The organism is Acinetobacter sp. CAU_H_S170_2 (genome assembly GCF_058890445.1).
Genome location: NZ_JBZYAE010000002.1, coordinates 1 through 17,853, shown reverse-complemented (window position 1 = coordinate 17,853; position 17,853 = coordinate 1). Strand labels below are relative to the sequence as shown.

The 17,853-nt window shown below is 37.0% G+C and carries 11 protein-coding genes and 4 pseudogenes; 6 read left to right on the top strand and 9 right to left on the bottom strand.

Features of this window, described 5'->3' with window-relative positions:
• The first annotated feature begins 114 nt into the window (after nt 1-114).
• The 3 genes from AC5EUN_RS16820 to AC5EUN_RS16810 are packed head-to-tail and all read left to right on the top strand — an operon-like array spanning nt 115 to nt 6,052.
• Nucleotides 115-528 (top strand): hypothetical protein, encoded by a 414-nt coding sequence (locus tag AC5EUN_RS16820; RefSeq protein WP_034616937.1) that lies wholly within the window; start codon nt 115-117, stop codon nt 526-528.
• Nucleotides 529-582: 54 nt separating this feature from the next.
• The gene (locus AC5EUN_RS16815) at nt 583-2,841 is read left to right on the top strand and encodes a site-specific integrase (protein WP_493352502.1); all 2,259 of its coding nucleotides are present in this window, start codon (nt 583-585) and stop codon (nt 2,839-2,841) included.
• Nucleotides 2,842-2,869: 28 nt separating this feature from the next.
• Nucleotides 2,870-6,052 carry a site-specific integrase gene (locus AC5EUN_RS16810; RefSeq protein WP_081407407.1) on the top strand — a complete coding sequence of 1,061 codons (3,183 nt, stop codon included), beginning with the start codon at nt 2,870-2,872 and terminating at the stop codon, nt 6,050-6,052.
• A 214-nt stretch (nt 6,053-6,266) separates the two neighbouring features.
• Here AC5EUN_RS16810 and AC5EUN_RS16805 read toward each other — a convergent pair whose 3' ends face one another.
• The 4 genes from AC5EUN_RS16805 to AC5EUN_RS16790 are packed head-to-tail and all read right to left on the bottom strand — an operon-like array spanning nt 6,267 to nt 10,566.
• On the bottom strand, nt 6,267-7,166 hold the full coding sequence (locus tag AC5EUN_RS16805) for an EamA family transporter (protein WP_034616931.1): 900 nt from the start codon (nt 7,164-7,166) through the stop codon (nt 6,267-6,269).
• A 59-nt stretch (nt 7,167-7,225) separates the two neighbouring features.
• Nucleotides 7,226-8,665, bottom strand: a complete 1,440-nt coding sequence (locus AC5EUN_RS16800) for an amino acid permease (protein WP_034616928.1) — start codon at nt 8,663-8,665, stop codon at nt 7,226-7,228.
• Between the two features lie 57 nt (nt 8,666-8,722).
• A complete protein-coding gene (locus tag AC5EUN_RS16795; protein ID WP_224469563.1) occupies nt 8,723-10,159 on the bottom strand; it encodes an NAD(P)/FAD-dependent oxidoreductase in 1,437 nt (478 codons plus the stop codon).
• Between the two features lie 11 nt (nt 10,160-10,170).
• Nucleotides 10,171-10,566 carry a nuclear transport factor 2 family protein gene (locus tag AC5EUN_RS16790; protein WP_004638707.1) on the bottom strand — a complete coding sequence of 132 codons (396 nt, stop codon included), beginning with the start codon at nt 10,564-10,566 and terminating at the stop codon, nt 10,171-10,173.
• A gap of 289 nt (nt 10,567-10,855) precedes the next feature.
• On the opposite strand from AC5EUN_RS16790, the gene pdxR reads away from it, so the two are divergent.
• Complete coding sequence (pdxR, locus tag AC5EUN_RS16785) at nt 10,856-12,358, top strand: MocR-like pyridoxine biosynthesis transcription factor PdxR (protein ID WP_493352501.1); 1,503 nt, start codon at nt 10,856-10,858, stop codon at nt 12,356-12,358.
• 50 nt (nt 12,359-12,408) lie between these two features.
• On the opposite strand, the pseudogene AC5EUN_RS16780 reads toward pdxR, so the two are convergent.
• Nucleotides 12,409-12,591: pseudogene (locus AC5EUN_RS16780) on the bottom strand (IS3 family transposase); the annotation flags it as partial.
• Between AC5EUN_RS16780 and AC5EUN_RS16775 the strand changes: the two are divergent.
• The gene (locus AC5EUN_RS16775; protein WP_143221717.1) at nt 12,572-12,685 is read left to right on the top strand and encodes a transposase domain-containing protein; all 114 of its coding nucleotides are present in this window, start codon (nt 12,572-12,574) and stop codon (nt 12,683-12,685) included. The pseudogene AC5EUN_RS16780 and the gene AC5EUN_RS16775 overlap by 20 nt on opposite strands.
• Before the next feature lie 24 nt (nt 12,686-12,709).
• Here AC5EUN_RS16775 and AC5EUN_RS16770 read toward each other — a convergent pair.
• The 3 genes and pseudogenes from AC5EUN_RS16770 to AC5EUN_RS16760 form a co-directional block, all read right to left on the bottom strand.
• A pseudogene (locus tag AC5EUN_RS16770) lies at nt 12,710-12,850 on the bottom strand (transposase); the annotation flags it as partial.
• Between the two features lie 124 nt (nt 12,851-12,974).
• Nucleotides 12,975-13,922 (bottom strand): sensor domain-containing diguanylate cyclase, encoded by a 948-nt coding sequence (locus AC5EUN_RS16765; RefSeq protein WP_151837486.1) that lies wholly within the window; start codon nt 13,920-13,922, stop codon nt 12,975-12,977.
• Nucleotides 13,923-14,078: 156 nt separating this feature from the next.
• Nucleotides 14,079-16,652: a sensor domain-containing phosphodiesterase gene (locus AC5EUN_RS16760; RefSeq protein WP_493352500.1), complete on the bottom strand. Its 2,574-nt coding sequence runs from the start codon at nt 16,650-16,652 to the stop codon at nt 14,079-14,081.
• 164 nt (nt 16,653-16,816) lie between these two features.
• Here AC5EUN_RS16760 and AC5EUN_RS16755 point away from each other — a divergent pair.
• Nucleotides 16,817-16,900: pseudogene (locus AC5EUN_RS16755) on the top strand (hypothetical protein); the annotation flags it as partial.
• A gap of 82 nt (nt 16,901-16,982) precedes the next feature.
• Here the strand turns inward: AC5EUN_RS16755 and AC5EUN_RS16750 are convergent.
• Nucleotides 16,983-17,784: pseudogene (locus AC5EUN_RS16750) on the bottom strand (IS5 family transposase).
• Nucleotides 17,785-17,853 lie beyond the last annotated feature (69 nt).

Genomic DNA, 17,853 nt, shown 5'->3' with positions numbered 1-17,853 from the left:
AATATGTTTAATATTAATAATTTGAGATTTATTTTTCAATTTATTTAAAGTTTTAGAAAATTAAATAAAAAAAATGGTATAAAAGTTTGTATATGATTTTAGATTTATTTGAGTATGATTTTTGATCAGCTTGCAACAAATACAACTGTGTTTCTTTATCAATTTATGTTTCCATTCGCTGCTAAAATTGACAAGTTGACTACTGTGAAAGCGCAGCTTAAGCGCTTAAAAAATCTTCAACCGCGAAATAGTAAAAGTAAGCAGTCCAGTTTCAAAAAACTCTACATAAAGATCTGGAAGCAAATTTTAGTTATTTTAAAAAATGAGCGAGAAGTACGTGCAAGTGTGAATTATGTCCCACAGCTACAGTTAATCCTAAGACTTGATACATTTATCGATCCACTATTCCATCAAGAAATTTTTGGTGACGACAAAATATTAAATGCTCATTTTTTTATAATTTTCTTTGATTTTCGTAATGAAGATATCAAAAAACAAGTCTTAGAAATTTTCAAATATCGATCATAATCTTTTCTTCAACACTTTGATGAAGCAGAAAATTTGAGCTGAGATTAATAAAACATGAAAGAAAACTTTTTAGAAGATTATTTGAAATTCCAGCAAACTGCTATGTTGAAAGAATTTGCTGGATTAAGTGAGGATGATTTAAAGCAAATTAATTTGCTTAAAAGTGGCGCAGCTAAGATCTATCAAAATATTGTTGAATCACGCCAAATTGGAGCCGATTATCTATATGCTGCATTCACATACTTCAGTGTTTACTTATCTTCAGAGCTTCGCGAAACACAATATCTTGTATTAAAAGTAAGTTATTTCTTTTACGCACATTATAAAGCCATGGCTCAGTTGTCTGGTTCTCACGCAAAGCAAAAAGAGATTTGTGATTTATTGCGGTATATTGCCAAACCCATTCTCGAGCAAGATCAAGATCAGCAATTAGTAGAAGAAAGTGAATTATTATTACAGTTGTATTTAAGTTTTATGCTCAATCAAGCAGATTTTGATAAAGATGTTTATCGTGCCTGGGGCAAGTACATTGAGAGTAGAAATTTTAAAGAGAAAAAAGTTTTAAAACATTTACGTGCACTGTCGATCATTTTGAAAAGACTCACACAGAAAAAAATTGTGCATAGACAACGTAAAAAGAAAAAGCATACGAAAGACTGGCCGTCTAAAAAACAACTCATCAGCTATCGCCGAAAGAAGAAAGGGCAACAAGTTTTAGTCGATTATCCAGCTGAAATTATAGCTACACAAGAAACTGTATTAGATGAAGAAGGAGATCTGGATGTATTAGACTCCAGCATTACAATACATACAACAGATCTAAGTACTGCGCGGTTTAATCAAGTACTTGATCAACATGTAGAGCATTTACTGCGACACCGCCAGCGTCGACTACAACCGTTTGTGACCAATGCTCATTATATGAGCGAAGATGTGATTCGGCATTTGGTTTATATTTTAAATCTTGAGTTGAATAATGGCCATTCGAATGAAGCAGCAATTGCTGCAGCGTGTTTACTAAGCCTCACCACAGGTCTTTCGCCAGTTGCACTACTTGATTATTCACAATTGATTGAAGAGGGTGTGCTTATTAAAAATAAGAATTCTAAGAAGCCAGAGTATCGTCTCAGGCTACACTTAGATATCACCAAACAGAAGATTGAAATTTTAAAACAACATCAGCTTAATCATACGGTCTCACACGATCTTCATCTTTCTAGCAGCTGGTTTGACTATTTAAACTTACGTGTTAACCGTGAGGTAATTACTGTCCATCACGTGAATAGATACTTGAAAAAGTGGAGTTCAAAACAGCAGATAGGTTCAATCACAGTTGAAAAATTACAAGCACAGTTGTATTTTCATGTTTTTCATCGCACATTTAATGAGTATATTGCACACGTGCTGTCGGGAAAAGATAGTCATCATGACTTGCCAAGCAGTTTTTATAATGGTGTCGCACAGCATCTTATCAATGAGCATTATTTAATTTATTTAAAAACACTCACCACGCCAGATATTGCTGCAGAGATGCAAGACGTACTACAACAATTCAAAACATATGCTCTATCTGAAGATGCACGTTTTGGTAGTCAATTGGCACTTAACCCTCGTTTCGTTACCGATTTCTTTGTTCAGTTAAAACAATTTTGTGATGAGAAAATACAATTACATCAGCATGTGATAGAGCGAGTCAATGCATATAGTGCTTGGATGTGGCATGTCAGTTTACTATGCTTAACACGACGCCCGATAGCTAACTTACTTGGTCAATTGAGTGACTATGATCTCAAATTGAAATTATTGTATGTAAACGATAAGAAAAATAGTAATTCTCGAAAGGATGGTCGCTTTATTCCTTTACCAAAGTTTTTTATTCAAGCATTCAACCGTTATATCAATTTTTTACAAAGTGTTGTCGACAACTATGCGGATTTATTAAAATTTGTATTCAGTAAAAGTATCTTGCTTGAGGATCTCTTTGGCCAGGTAATTGTTTATCCTAAAGAATTGCCAGTGACGGCTCAAGAATGGGCAAGCAAGAAAATAAAAATATGTTCACTTGATCGCAGTTGGGTTAACCGTTATCTCTCTCATTGTTTTTATAACAATTGGCATCGTCATTTTGATATGAATATGTTAGTGGAAAAAGGCGTTACATTTAATGTTATTCAAGCACTGTATGGCCATGATCAACGTGATCAAGAGTTATTTTATCGTTATTCCTCAGCTTCTGTACATCAGTACATGGTTCAGGTGACTCATGGTATTGATGACATGATCAAAGCCCTTAATATCGAACATTTATCGTGATAGAGCACCATTCAATAAAGGATAGATAATGATGAAAAAGAGTGATGCTATTTACGATGAAATTACGCAACAAGTAGGATTTATCTTTGATGAAATATTGAATCTTATTAACCAATATAGACAAGAGCCGAGGGTAGTAGATGCAAAGATTAAAGAAATTTGGACAGATTTTTATGATGGATTAATTTGCTTCTTAGATCAAAAGAAATTGAATAGAAATGTACTTAGAAAACCATATATCCAACATAGTGAAAAATGTTTCTTAAAACACCGTGAGAATTACGAAAGGAACACCGAAAATGCGTACCTAATCAAACTTCGCCCGAAAACTCAATTTATTGACCCGCCACAGCGTCAGATATTAACCACAGAGGAGCGAATTAAATTGGGACGACTGCATTTTCACATTAATGCAGAGCTTAAAACTTATTGGCGGAGCAGAACTGTAGATACGAAAACACCGCAACAGTTATGGGGGAATTTTTATCTAAGCTTAATCTACTGCTCTGGTTGTAATGATTTGAGTCAGCTGACGGCAATTGGTAATACTTTGATTGATGAGATGCAGCAGTCGAGAACGTCATTGTGCTCGAAATTATACCGCGCAGACTATAAAAAGATTACTAATCCTCTTGTTCTACATTACCGCACCCAACATCGGTATTACGGCAACCAAATTGAAGAAAAGAACATTTATCAGTGGCGTCACGTGTGGTTCAATCCTTATGCACAAATGTTTATGGAGGGAATTAAACGGCAGGGAGTACTAGCACAAAATCCGCGTTGTGTCATTGAAGCCATTATTGCTGTATTTGATGTGATCAGTGTACAAGTCGATGTATCTGAACAAATACAAGAATTAAAAAAAATATTACGATGTTCCGATCAAGCACTTATAGATATGGGAGCTTTAAAAACATTCAAACATGTAAATCTAGGTTTAGAAATTCATCCAGATTTAAGCTTGGATATGTGTTTAAGTGAGGTCTTGCAAAATCGTCTTAAGACCGTGTCACTAACACCGCAAGATCAAAAGGCCGCTTGGTTTAAGGAACAGGCCTTAACAAAAGATGATGCGTTTACTTCATCATCTCAAAGACCCTCATTACAAACTGAAGTGGCTCAGTTAGAAATGATCACGGCACATCAGCAACTTAAGGAAATTCCGTTTGAACTAATGTTATTTGAACGTGATGAAGAAAAATCAAAACAGAACAAGAAGCGACAACGTAAAAGCGAAAGTATTAAATTGATGCGTTGGAAGCATATCCAAAAAAGTTTACAAAAGAAAAAAACAGCAGTGCATAGCAAAGAACAAAATCTTATTGAGGCCCAGCTGAGATTGTTAGGTTGGATTTTTGATTTAAAAGAGAAAAATAATAAAGTGAGTTCAATCGAGCGTTATCTCAGTAGCATGGCGAAAGATTATTTATTTCATATATATATGTATGAAGACGCGATTGAAACAATGAATACTCAAGACTATGAAGAGCTGTATGAATCCGTCCTAAATGGTATCGACGATCGTGATGAAATTCAACGCACATCGAAACCGAACATGCGTCAAGGTCGCGCTCAGTATGCATTTGGACGGCTCAAGTCATTTCATACATTCTGTATACAAAAATATGGAACTCCACAAGTGAGTAACTTTAAATACAATACTTTTCAGCGAGTACAGTTGTGTCACGCAAAGTTAGTCAGTCCACAAATTTTTAATCAATTGAAACAAAAATTGATGTTGAAAATCAACGCCTGTTCAACGTTACAAGAGCAAGAGTATATGCAGCAGCTGCAACTGATGTATTTATTGGCTTACAGACTGGGACTTCGTCTCAATGAAATTCGAGGACTTACATTCGCAGAAATTATCTGCCCTGAGCTCATCTGGAAAAATTCACAGCATAATCAAGATATACAAATTCGGATCACCTTAAAAAATAATGTATATCGAAGACTAAAAAGCCAAAATGCAAATCGTCAATTGGACCTCAATGCGGTCTTACTCAAAGACGAAATGGAATTTATTAAACAATATCTAAATACTTATTTTTCGCATATCAATCTAATTCAGCCGATTGATAAGCGGCTCGTTTTTTCGAGTAAAGGAGAAATTCTTAGCGAGTTATATATAACTCAAATGACACAAATACTCTTTAATGAAATTATAGGTAAAGATCACAATTATAGCTTTCATAGTTTCCGCCATAGTGCTGCAAATCATTTAGCTATCGCATGGTGTGGTTCAAAGGAAATGGTTATGACTTATACGGACTATACTTGGAATCATGCCAAATTGATGCGTAAATATTTATTTGGAGAATGTGCAATAGAACATGAGGGTGTGATTCAACATAAGTGGCGTCTGTTAGCAGATTGGATGGGGCATAGCTCAATTGAACAAACAGCATCTCACTATTTACATACGCTTGATCTGCTAGCGATTGATCGGATTTACAATACGCCGTGTCTAGTCCATCACTCTTTAGTAAATACATTACTAGGGGAGCAACAGACTAAAGATGAGATAGATCTGCGTCAGTATATTCAAAATAATAAGGGCTTTGACTTCTATCACCAGTCTTTAGCATTAAAGAAGTTACAACCATTCCCTATAATTAAAACCCAGTCAGATATGACGGCATCATCATATGAAATTATACGTTGTTACATTGAACGTTTAGAATATAAAGAGCATATTTGGCTTCAGCGTTGTATCTGGTTAGCTGCGAAATGGAAGTCACCCAAACTTAGTAAACTTAAGTGGGAGCAAAACAGTACAGAATCGATGGATGAGCAATATTTACTTGAATTTTACGATGATGCTCTTAAAAGAAATTTTGATCCAAAAACACTGGTTCTATTCACAGAACTAGAGCAACCTTTAAAAGCTAAAGCCTTGTCTGCTTTAGCAATCTTAATTCAACATACCAAGCTAAGAAAAAACTATATTCATTTTCAATATCGTTTTGATGAGAATAACAAACCAAAAATGAAATGGATTATGGGGGATTTTATCATCGGCATTCAGCAACTTTTACCAGATAACGTCAAGTTGAAAACGGATAATTATCCAGTGAATATTAAGCAGAAAAGCCGTGAAATTAAGGTGAGTTTTCGTGACGGAAATGAGAAAAATATTACGCTATGTGTTGTGTTTGGTTTGATGTTAGAGGCTATAAAAAACGATTATCTATGGGAAATAGCCTAAGCTATATATTTTTATTTAAAATTAGGTCTGTTGACATTTCATAAGGCTTTGTTGCACAAATACCTAACACTATAATTTTATTATGTTTATTTTTATTGAAATTCAACAAAAACATTAAAAATCAGTAACTTTCAAAATATTTATGCAATAAAGCCTAAGGAAGTTACCATACTTTTTTATATGCTTAACTTCCTAAGCCTCTTATTTAATTATTTTATGTTGTTCGGACAAGTTTACGTGAAGTGATGTGTGATTGAATTTTTTGCCCCAATAAATGCACCATTAAACCCAGCATAACAATACAAGAACCCAGCCACTGCAAAGTATTTAATTGTTCATCTAAAAATAAATAGGCAAAAATCATACTTATAACAGGCACCCAGAGTGACAATGGGCTAATTTTAGCAGCAGGATAACGTGTCAGTAGGTAGATCCATAAGCCATATCCGACAATAGTGGCAAAGTAAGCGAGAAATGCTGCAGCACCAAATCCTTTCCATGTCAGCGCATGCCAATCGGCTATGACGCCTTGCCAGCCAATATTTTGTACTGCTAAAAGTAAAAACCATAAAGGGGTAAGAATATTGCCCCATACGACCAGACCAATTGGGTTAACAGGCCCCATTTTTTTGACTACGATATTACCACAGGCCCATGAAATTGCAGAGCATAAAACCAATGCCAGCCCCATTAATGGCACATGACTATGTTGTTGACCGAATGCAATTAGCATTAAGCCCATAAAGGCAATCGCTATGGCCAACCACTGGTTCCAGAAGGCTTGTTCACGTAATAAAAATGCTGCAATCATGACAGTAAAAAATGCTTGGGATTGAACCACCAAAGCGACTAAACCTGTAGGCATTCCAGTCGCAATTGCACTGAACATAAATGCAAATTGAGAAAAGTTACTAATAAAGCCATAAAGTAATAACCATTTCCACCCGATGCTTGGAATACGAATGAAAAAGAGGGCAGGCAATAAAACCAGTAGATAGCGTAAACATCCGAGGAGCATAGGGTGTATCTCACTGACGCCAACTTTCATAAAATAAAAGTTAATACCCCAGATGAACACGACTGCGAAGGCAGCAAGTTTATCTTTTAAAAGCATATGTAATTTCCTAAAGACGTGGATGACCTGTACTTGGTACAGGTCATTGTGTTTGAGGATTAAATTTTGGTTTGTTTGGCAGGGATGAGCGTATTCAGTTGTGTACTTTGATGACGTAATTTAATTAGCTCTATGTAATCACGAATAATGAAGATACAGAACAGGATGCCTGCACTTGCGATACCGAACCAGAACGCTTTTTGAAGACCAGGAATAAAAGCCATGGCAGTAAAGATGGAAAGCATGCCGATGATTGCAAAATAACTGAGGTATGGGAAACACCACATACGAACTTTTAAACATTCAGGTGCTACACGCTCTAAGTGGCGACGCAAACGGATTTGCGAGAATGCAATCACGATATAGACAAATAAGGCTACAGTTCCATAAGATTCGACCAAGAAAGGGAAAACAGCATCTGGTGAGAAGTATGAAGCTAGAATTGATAGATAACCAAACAATGTGCTGAATAGGATGGCACGAATTGGAACACCATTTTTTGAAAGTTTAGTTAAGCTACGAGGTGCATCACCATTTTGGGTTAACGCAAACAACATACGGCTCGCAGCATAAACACCAGAATTTAAACAACTAAGCACCGCTACGAGAATTACGACATTCATAATGTCTGCAACAAACGGAATATTAAGAATTTTTAATGCACTTACATAAGGCGTCGCAATTTCTGGACTATTCCAAGGGACGATACATACCACTAATAAAATTGAGCAAACATAGAAAATAAGTACACGTGAAATTACAGATTGAGTTGCTTTGGCAACAGATTTTTCGGGGTCTTTGGTTTCTGCAGCAGCAATAGTAACGATCTCAGCACCAAAGTAAAATCCTGTTGCGGCAACAGCACCCGATAAGACTGGTCCCCAACCATTTGGCATAAAACCACCATGCTTTAACAATTCACCAAATCCAGCAGCTTGATGGTTTGGCCAAAGACCGAACATATATAAAGAACAAAGGAAAATGAAAAGACCAATCGCAGCAACTTTAATAGATGAGAACCAAAACTCGAATTCACCAAAGGATTTGACTGAGAATAAGTTCGTTGCTGTTAATAGGGCGAGTAAAACCAGACTGACGATCCATTGCGGTGTATCAGGTAACCAATAAGCAAAGAGTTTTGCACCGACAATCGCTTCTAATGCAATCACGATGACCCAGAAGTACCAATACATCCATCCCGTCATGAAGCCTGCGAGTCGAGATAAATAAGGCGAATCTTGGAAAGCATGGCGTGCATATGCATAGAAGGAGCCTGATACAGGAGAGGCGGTTGCAAGTTCACCAAGCATTCGCATCACTAAAATAATCAACACACCCGTAATCAGAAAGGACAAAATGGCGGCTGGACCTGCAGCTTGAATCACTACAGAACTACCTACAAATAGTCCCATTCCAATAACACCGCCGAGTGCCATCATTTGGACATGACGAGGTTTTAAAGCACTTTTTAAACTTTGATTTGAATCTGAATCATACATGATGGATTCCCTCTTATAATTTTATAACCGAATCATTACAGATGATTGAATGTGCGCTTAAAGCACTTCATCTCTTAAGTGGTACCAGCGATATAACAATGCTTGCCCGAGTCGACGGAATGGTCGAAACAGATGTGAAGGCAAAGGGGATTGATAAATCGGAAGCTCAAATTGAGGGCGTTGTATTCCCATCACACGTTCTGCGAGACGGCGTCCTGCCATTGCGGAGAAAGACACACCATTACCACCATAACCAATAGCGTAATAAATACTTTCCTCAGGGTTGGGTTGTACGATACGAGGCATCATGTCATGACTCACATCGACCCAACCCCACCAAGAATAAGCAATAGGTATGCCACGTAGACTTGGAAATTTGCGGTAAAGCCCTTCTTTTAACCGTTCGAGATGGACTGGATTATCCGCATCCGCACCCGTTAAGGAACTTCGACTACCACATTGCATAGATCCATCAGGGAGTAGGCGATAATAGTGACGTAAAGTTCGAGTATCTGTAATAAATGTGGTGCTATGTAAGCCTGACTCAGCACGTTCCGCTTCTGTTAAAGGGCGTGTCACAATAGAGTTGGATAAAATCGGCATGATTTTTCCAGAAAGATGCGGGTGTAAGCCGTTAGGCGTATAGCCACCTGTTGCAACCGCCACACGTTTTGCTTTGACAATACCATTTGGAGTACGTAAATAATGGATGCCATTGTGCGTTTCCCATCCAAGTACCGGACTTGAAGTGTGTACTTTGGCACCAGCAGCACGGGCACGTTTTAAATAGCCAAAAGCTAATTTTAATGGGTGTACGCCAACTCCATCGGGTTCCAACAAAGCACCTGCAGCTTCCTGATCCGCAACATATTCCTCATGTAGTTGTTCACGGCTCAACACACGAGTTTGATAGCCAAACACTTCTTTCATGACTCGGCCTTCATTTTCGAGGAAAGCCATTTTTTTTGCGCGATGAGCAATATAAAGATGTCCACCATCTTGAGCATCACATTCAATGCCGCTCACGAGGTCTTTGAAGTAATCAAAACCTTCCCGAATTTCAGCATCAAGACGTTTGGCGGTGTCTAATCCCCATTTTTCAATCCATTGGGATCGGTACAGACGACCTGAGGCATTTTGACCTTGCCCACCGTTACGGCTAGTACAGCCCCACGCTGTACGGTTTGCTTCAAGCACAAGAGGTGCGGCACCAAATTGTTCAGCCAGTGTTAATGCTGTCGATAGCCCAGTGAAGCCTCCACCAATAATGACAATGTCCGCTACGGTGTCACCCATTAATGGCCCATCATCTTCGGGTGGCGTACCTGCTGTGCCGACCCAATAAGTTGGCGCATAATTTTCATTTCCCTGTAGGACAGGAGAGGTTAATGGGTCAAACTGTGCGTTGTAACTTTTAAAACTATGTGGCGGTATAGATTTATGCAGTTCTAAGTGTTCGCGAAATGAACTTGAATGTTGAACAGATTGATTCATTGAATGACTCCTTACGCGATTGCTTGAACAGGTCTATTTTTACGGAATGCATTTTTGACGAGAATTTTTCCATCTTTAAATGTAAAGACATCAACCATATTGGCTTCAATCCAGCCACCATCAGTAGTTGTCGCAGTAAAGGTTGTTTCTGAAATACCAAATTCAGCGTTATCACTGATCCAGTGTTTACCGTTACGCCACTGAGCATCTGGAAAACTTTGAAAGGTATTACTAAATGCTTGACGAACTGCATCTAAGCCCTCAATTCTGGTTCCAAAAACATCATCTCCCGCCACAGTTTCAAAACGACATTCTGGATGCATGCATGCCATGAGTTGTTCAATATCATGTTGATTCCAAGCTGTTGAAAAATCGGTAAGAAGTTGGATTAATTGTGCTTGCTGCATTTGTATTGCTCCAAAATTAGGTTTTATAAACTGATGAAATGAATGTACGGAAATACTGAAATATGGCGTAGTACCAGATTTAGAGTTTTGATGGATCCAGTGGTTTATATATTTAAATTATTGTTTTTTAAAAATTAGTTTAAGTTGTTGATGGTGGAATGCCTTTTGCTTTATATCGAGTAAGTCCAGTTTTAGCTTAAAAGTGGACTGAAACTATGAGCTTTGCACCAGTTTGAGTAGGAAAGCATCAAAATTGATTGCAGCAATGCACAGATATAAGGATTGATTAGTGAGTTCAGTAATTTCAGCTACAGTTTGGCAGGCATTATTTTCTAATACGGCACAGAGTGGTTTGAATTTACAAGGCAGAATCTGCCGTATGATGTTTTCGGCTTTAGTACAAGGTTATTTAAAACCAGGTATGGCGGTACCTTCTAGCCGAGATTTAGCTGATCAACTGGGTGTTGGTAGAAATACGGTCACCATTGCGTATCAACAATTGGTTGCTGAGCGAATTTTGGAATCTAAACAGCGGAGTGGACATTTTGTCTGTTTAAATTTCCAGATTGATAGTAGTGAGAGTAAAACCATTCGGACTACATCAAAAGCGACGACCTGGGGTGCTCGCTTTTGTATACGACCTTCAGCACAAAGGCATTTAACTAAACCAAGTGATTGGATGAATTATTCCTATCCTTTTATTTATGGTCAGCCAGATGCGGAAAGCTTTCCTGCTTCGGCTTGGAGGGAATGTGCATTACGTGCCTTATCTGCAAAAGATGCCTCAATATGGTCACAAGATATTACTCCACAGGGGGACGACGCTTATCTCATAGATGCAATCCGGCAGCATATTTTGCCCACGCGAGGCATCATGGCTCAAGAGAACGAAATCTTGTTAACCGTAGGGAGTCAGCATGGATTATATATGTTGGCAACGTTATTAATGCGGCAGAATCATGTGATTGGTGTCGAAGAACCTGGTTATCCAGATGCACGTAATATATTTTTGCTACAGACCCAGCATATTGTGCCTTTAGCCGTGGATTATGAGGGGGTGACTTTAACTCGGGCAAATGAGTGTGATTATTTATTTGTTACACCAGGGCGACAATGTCCAACAGGAGTAACCATGTCTCCACAACGCCGACAAAATTTATTACAGTTAGCAGAACAAAACGACAGCATTATTATTGAAGATGAATATGATGCTCAAGTGTTAGTGCAAAATACAACGATCCCCGCGCTAAAAAGTTTAGATCGACATGGACGAGTCATTTATCTTGGAAGTCTATCTAAGCCATTGGCACCTGGGTTACGTCTGGGATATATCGTTGCCGCACCTGAATTAATACAAGAACTTCGACATTTACGCCGTCTGATGTTACGACATCCAAATGTGTTCAATCAACGTGTCTTTGCTTTGTTTATCGATCAAGGCTATTACCATAGCATGTTACGCCGTCAGCACCAATTACACCGACAACGGGGTGAAATACTCAATAAGGCATTAAAACAATATCTTCCAACATGGAAACCTTATGCTTTGAATGGTGGTTCAGCATGTTGGATTGATACCGCAGCAGATATTGATACTACGGTTTTGTCTCATTATGCCGCAAATTTAGGCGTATTCATTGAATCGGGGCAGTCTTTCTTTTTAGATGATCACAAACACAAACATTTCCTTCGTTTAGGGTTTGGGTCAATCAGTGCAGATAAAATTGATGAGGGGATAAGAAGGCTGGCTCAAGCCACTGAAGAATATTGTTTATATAATTGGGCAGATTAGCATTCCGCGACACTGTATTATTGAGGCGTGCTGAAAAAACAGGACACATCAGTTGCCGCTTTTTTTAGAAATTCTTTTTCCATTTCAGCAATTTTGAGTTGTTGTTTGAATTTCTTGTTTTCTTCGAGTAGAGCAACGAGATCGGGCAAAAATTGTTGTGTTCCTGCTAATGTCCCAACCTTTGCTTTCTTGTATCAATTTGATAAGGTTTTCATGGAAATACCGAGTTGTCGTTATTTAAGTGATGTGCTGCAAAAGCTGCCGACACACAAAGTGACCCAAATTGAAGAATTGCTGCCGCACTGCTGGAAACCTAAATCGAATTAAAAATTGGTATGGGATTCAGCGGACGCTTACTTCACGAATCCATTTATCTAAAGTTGAATAACCCACACCTAATTTCCGGGCGATTGCAGCTATAGGCTCGTGTGAGTTTGAAAGTGCATAATCAATCGCTTGCTGTTTAAATTCAGGACTAAAACGTTTAGCCATTTCTTGAATCTCCAAAGATTAAAGTTAGGTTATCTTTAGAGGGACATGCTGTCCATTATTTTGGCTAGGATCAGACTTACGATTATTGTTTTAGATCCTCAAACATCCTGTTCATATGGATCAATCAAATGATGACTTTAATTTGACGTTTATGCTGATACATTTTTTCATCAGCTTCAATTACTGCCACTCGTAAATTTTTACTTGGTTCACGTGCCGCAACACCAACAGCAGCATTAATTCCAGCATTTTGTAAGGACTTTAAAAGCCGATTCACCAATTTCTGAGTATTTTCTAAAGTCGTTTCAATATTTAGAATGCCAAACTCATCTCCTCCTAAACGCGCGACTAAATCATTGGAGCGTACATTTTTCTTTAAGATTTCGGCCGTTTTTTGGATCATTTGGTCTCCAGCCGAATGACCAAATTTATCGTTTATAGCTTTTAAGTCATTTAAATCTATAATAATCACTGTGGTTGGATGTCCGTAGGTTTTACATCGATCTTCCTCTAAATCCAAAAATGTATCCCAAGCACGACGATTAAAAACACCCGTTAAATGATCGGTTAATGAATCCATTTCAAGCTTTTCACTAACTCTTTTTTGTTCATTAATTTTAAGTTCATTTTGTAAAATTCGACTAAGTAATAAGCTGAATAGCTCTAATAGATCACTATATTGTTCTATACTTTGAGGCTGTACTGATGGATCAATAGCACATAAGGTGCCGAAAATAGAACCATCCTCATTGAATAAAGGTTGCCCAATATAGGCGTTTATATCGACCAGTTTGTTGATGCCTGCTTCTACATACAGTGGAATCTTTTTCGAATCAGGTGCTATACGTGGCCCTTTATCTAATACCATCTTAGAGCAGTATGAGTCAGCCCAATTGAAGACCTGTCCTACCTGTACTCCATATCCATGATCTTTAGCTTGCAAAACTATCCAATCATTACTTTCAGTACGAGTAATCATCCATAAAGCAAAGCCTAAGTGATTATGTAAATACTCTAAAATTTTTTCACCAGCATCTTTAAAATCTTTAAAGTTTTCATAAGAAGGGATCATAATTACTCACTATTTTGATTAGGATTAAACCTAAAAAGTGGCAAAATGCCATTAAATAGGACCGATAGAAACTTTAATTCTCATCGTGTGAACCATACTGGGTTTGTCAGAGACGTTTTTATTTAAGGTAGGCCATTTAGAGGGGAACTCATCCTTTCAGGTATTTATGAAATAAAGCCTGTCTAAAATAACTTTTAAATCTTCTATAGAAACGGGCTTAGCAAAATAATAGCCTTGCAAGTAATTACATTTGCTCTCTGTTAAAAACTTAGCTTGTTCTTCTGTTTCTACACCTTCAGCCACGACTTCTAAGTTTAATGTTTTTGCCATTTGAGTAATTGCTATAACAATTGCCGCATCACTTTTATGTTCTGGCAAATGCTGAATAAAACTACGATCTAACTTAATTTGATCAATAGGCAGTTGACGGAGGTAACTCAGGCTGGAATAGCCCGTACCAAAATCATCGATTGCTACTTTGATTCCAAGTGCTCGTATAGCTTTTAAAATTTCAACCGATCTTTCAATACCCATCAGTAACATCCCTTCTGTTACTTCTATCTTCAATAACTTAGCATCAAAGTTATTTGTTAGTAGGGTATTCCTTAACTCAGCCAAAAAATTAGTACGTTTAAATTGTATAGGAGATATATTTACAGCCACGCTAAGTTGATCTGGTCTATTCTTATTAATCTCAGTAATATCTTTGCATGCCTGATTTAATACCCAATTTCCTATCGCTGAAATTTGTCCAGTACGTTCGGCTAAAGGTATGAAAGACAATGGAGAAATTAAACCACGCTCAGGATGGAACCATCGAATAAGTGCTTCAACGCCTACAATTTTATTAGTTAAACTATCAACGATAGGTTGATAAAATAATTTAAATTGCTCATCTTCCAAGGCCATAATGAGTTCATGGCGTAACTGGATGTCATTCACTTTGTGAACCGTATTTCTGCCACTTGTATACCAGTGCCAAATGTTACGTCCTTCATTTTTGGCTTCATGCATTGCATGAATTGCATGATGCAATAACTCTCTAAAATTTTCGACTTCCTCTGTATCAGTCGCAATACCAATACTTGCGCTCAGACGAATATGATGCCCTTTTATATTAAAAGGTAAAGCTAAAATTTTTAAGACGCCTTCTACTGTTTGGGTTACTTTTTCCTGAGTATATTCTTTGTTTAATAATAGAGCAAAGCCATCAGCGGCAAAACGTGATAAAACATCATCTTCTTGTAAAATAGTCCGTAGACGCTGACTGACCAGCTTAATTAATTGATCCCCTTCAGCATATCCGAGATCTTTATTTATATTACGGAAGTCATCCAAATCAATATATAAAACTGCTAATGTATTGTTCATTCCACCCTTTTTGTAAAAGGCAAGGTCCAATAACTCTTCAAAAACTTGACGGTTAACTAATTCAGTTAGACTGTCATGAGTACGCTGATAATTTATATATTCTTCATCTATACGTTTCTGAGTTACATCTTGCTGCGTTCCAATAAAATGAGTACATTCATTATTTTGATTCCATACTGGGCTAAGAGTAAGTTGATTCCAGAACCAGGTGCCATCTTTCCTATAGTTTTTTAAGGTAATTTGAACTTCTCGCTTATCTTTAAGCGCTTGGTGAATTTCCTGAACTGCATTAATATCTGTATCTTCTCCTTGTAGAAAGCGACAATTACGACCTGAAATTTCTTTTTCGGAATATCCGGTTAATTTTAGAAAAGCAGGATTAATGTATACAATTTCATGATTTGAAGTAGCATCAGTAATTACAATACCATTAGGACTTGCATCTAATCCCCGTTTTAATAAGTGTAAATGCTCTTCTGTTTTATATCGGTCTGTAATATTTTTTACAATTGCAAATACACCTACAATTTTTCTATTTTGAAATAATGGTAAAAAGGTGAGATCTGCCCAATATTTTTCCTCTCTAACGTCATAAATCTGTATTTCTAGACGTTGAATATAACCTTCAGTAGCTTTGTTAAAAGCTTCTTCTGTTATTTTTTGATATTGAAGATGAATAAAATTTAAATAGTGTAGTCCTACAATCTGCTCTATCTCAAATCCATTAATCTTTTTTGATGTTATATTTAATTGGTTAATATTTCCATGTAAATCCAATTCATATACCGTATCAGGATGATGATCAAAAAAAGAATGATATTTATCATTCATAGCATTTTTATGCTGACGCTCATAATATAGATCGATCCCTAAAGCAGTCAGGTATGCCGCATGATTAAGCATTTTAATCTCATCATCTGTTGGGCTCTTCGGTTTTCGATAATAAGTTGCAAAAGTTCCATATAAAGTACCTTCAGCACTAATTATAGGAACAGACCAACAAGCAGTAATATTTTCTTCAATAAAAAATTTTTGATATCTTTTCCAGTTAGGATGAATAAAAATATCTTCACAAATAACGATTTTACGATAATAAGCTGCTGCTCCACATGCACCAACATATGGCCCAATCTTTAAATTTGTTAATGCATTACGATATGCTGAAGTAAAATATTGTCCTCCACTGATTAAATTTAAATGTTTTTCATTCTCTGAGAAAAACATAATAGTTACCATTGATCCAGGAATTAAACCTTCCAACCACTTTGAAACTGTATCCAAAACAACTTTTAAATCAGTTTGTTTACCTAAAAAATCAAGAATAAATAAAGTATCAGGATTATTAGATTCTCTAGACATTACACACCATTCAATAAACGCAAACTCAAATCATAAGTGCGACACATTTGTAGTTAGTTGAAAAAGTTAGGTGTATTCGTAGAATCATTAGACTTTTTCAACTCGCAATTGGAAGGCACACAATGAAGAAATACACTAAACTTTCTCAAGATTAAAGATACGAAATTTATACTACTTTGAAAAGTAAAAGTTCAATCGCTACGCTTGCTCGGGAGTTAGGGCGCTCACGATCAACCCTCTATCGTGAATGGCTTTGTTGCATAAATATGTAAGCATCTGACTTAAATAAATTTAATTTTGGATCAAAAAATAATCAAAACTTTTAAGAACCTATCCAGAATATTTTCTATGCAAAAGTAGCCTTAAAAAGGCTAAATTAATGAACTGAAGACTCGTATTTAGGTGCTTTTCACAGTTTTTCCAGAGCCTTCTACACTTTTCTAACCAAGCAAATGATCTTTCCACAACCCAGCGTTGTGGAATGACTGCAAATTTATGCAATTCACTTCGTTTAGCTACATCAACTCGGGATCCGATTAAATTATTAACAGCCAAAGAAAAGCGTTCACCTGTATAACCGCCATCAACAAATACAACCTCTACATTTTGTAAGCTATCTTTATGCAAAGTTATAGTATCTAACGCACCTTGACGATCTGTTTTATCTGCTGTCGTAACCAATGTTCCATGCGGGAGACCTTCAGTATCAACAATAATATGTCTTTTAATGCCTGAAACTTTTTTACCAGCATCATACCCTTTATCACGTGCAGTATCTGTGTTTTTTACACTTTGTGAATCAATCATGATAAAGCTCGTTTGTTATTTCCGTCTATTGCTGATACGGGCTTCGCCAACTACATTTTTTTAAAGCTTGCTCAAGTATGCTAGGTTCAGTTTCTGAAGACTTTTTATTCCAAATCGAGAAGTAATAATGCACAGTGCTTTTAGGTGGGAAGTCTCGAGGAAGCATACTCCATTGGCATCCACTTTTTAGAATATAGAGCAATGCGCAAAATACTTCATAGACATCAACGACTTTTGGACGTGTTTGTTTTTTTCCGCTCAATAGTAGCGGTTCAATTTCTTTAAAAGCTTCTCGACTAATGTCGCTGGGATATGGTTTTCTCATGGGGGAAATTTAACAAATTATTTTTTCAATTGCTAAAAAAGAATGAAATTAATACTGGATAGGCTCTAA

Excerpts from the sequence above, each read along its gene's own strand:
- AC5EUN_RS16820 (WP_034616937.1), top strand. The coding sequence starts at position 115 with ATGATTTTTGATCAGCTTGCAACAAATACAACTGTGTTTCTTTATCAA.
- AC5EUN_RS16815 (WP_493352502.1), top strand. The coding sequence starts at position 583 with ATGAAAGAAAACTTTTTAGAAGATTATTTGAAATTCCAGCAAACTGCT.
- AC5EUN_RS16810 (WP_081407407.1), top strand. The coding sequence starts at position 2,870 with ATGATGAAAAAGAGTGATGCTATTTACGATGAAATTACGCAACAAGTA.
- AC5EUN_RS16805 (WP_034616931.1), bottom strand. The coding sequence starts at position 7,166 with ATGCTTTTAAAAGATAAACTTGCTGCCTTCGCAGTCGTGTTCATCTGG.
- AC5EUN_RS16800 (WP_034616928.1), bottom strand. The coding sequence starts at position 8,665 with ATGTATGATTCAGATTCAAATCAAAGTTTAAAAAGTGCTTTAAAACCT.
- AC5EUN_RS16795 (WP_224469563.1), bottom strand. The coding sequence starts at position 10,159 with ATGAATCAATCTGTTCAACATTCAAGTTCATTTCGCGAACACTTAGAA.
- AC5EUN_RS16790 (WP_004638707.1), bottom strand. The coding sequence starts at position 10,566 with ATGCAGCAAGCACAATTAATCCAACTTCTTACCGATTTTTCAACAGCT.
- AC5EUN_RS16775 (WP_143221717.1), top strand. The coding sequence starts at position 12,572 with ATGGAAATACCGAGTTGTCGTTATTTAAGTGATGTGCTGCAAAAGCTG.
- AC5EUN_RS16765 (WP_151837486.1), bottom strand. The coding sequence starts at position 13,922 with ATGATCCCTTCTTATGAAAACTTTAAAGATTTTAAAGATGCTGGTGAA.
- AC5EUN_RS16760 (WP_493352500.1), bottom strand. The coding sequence starts at position 16,652 with ATGTCTAGAGAATCTAATAATCCTGATACTTTATTTATTCTTGATTTT.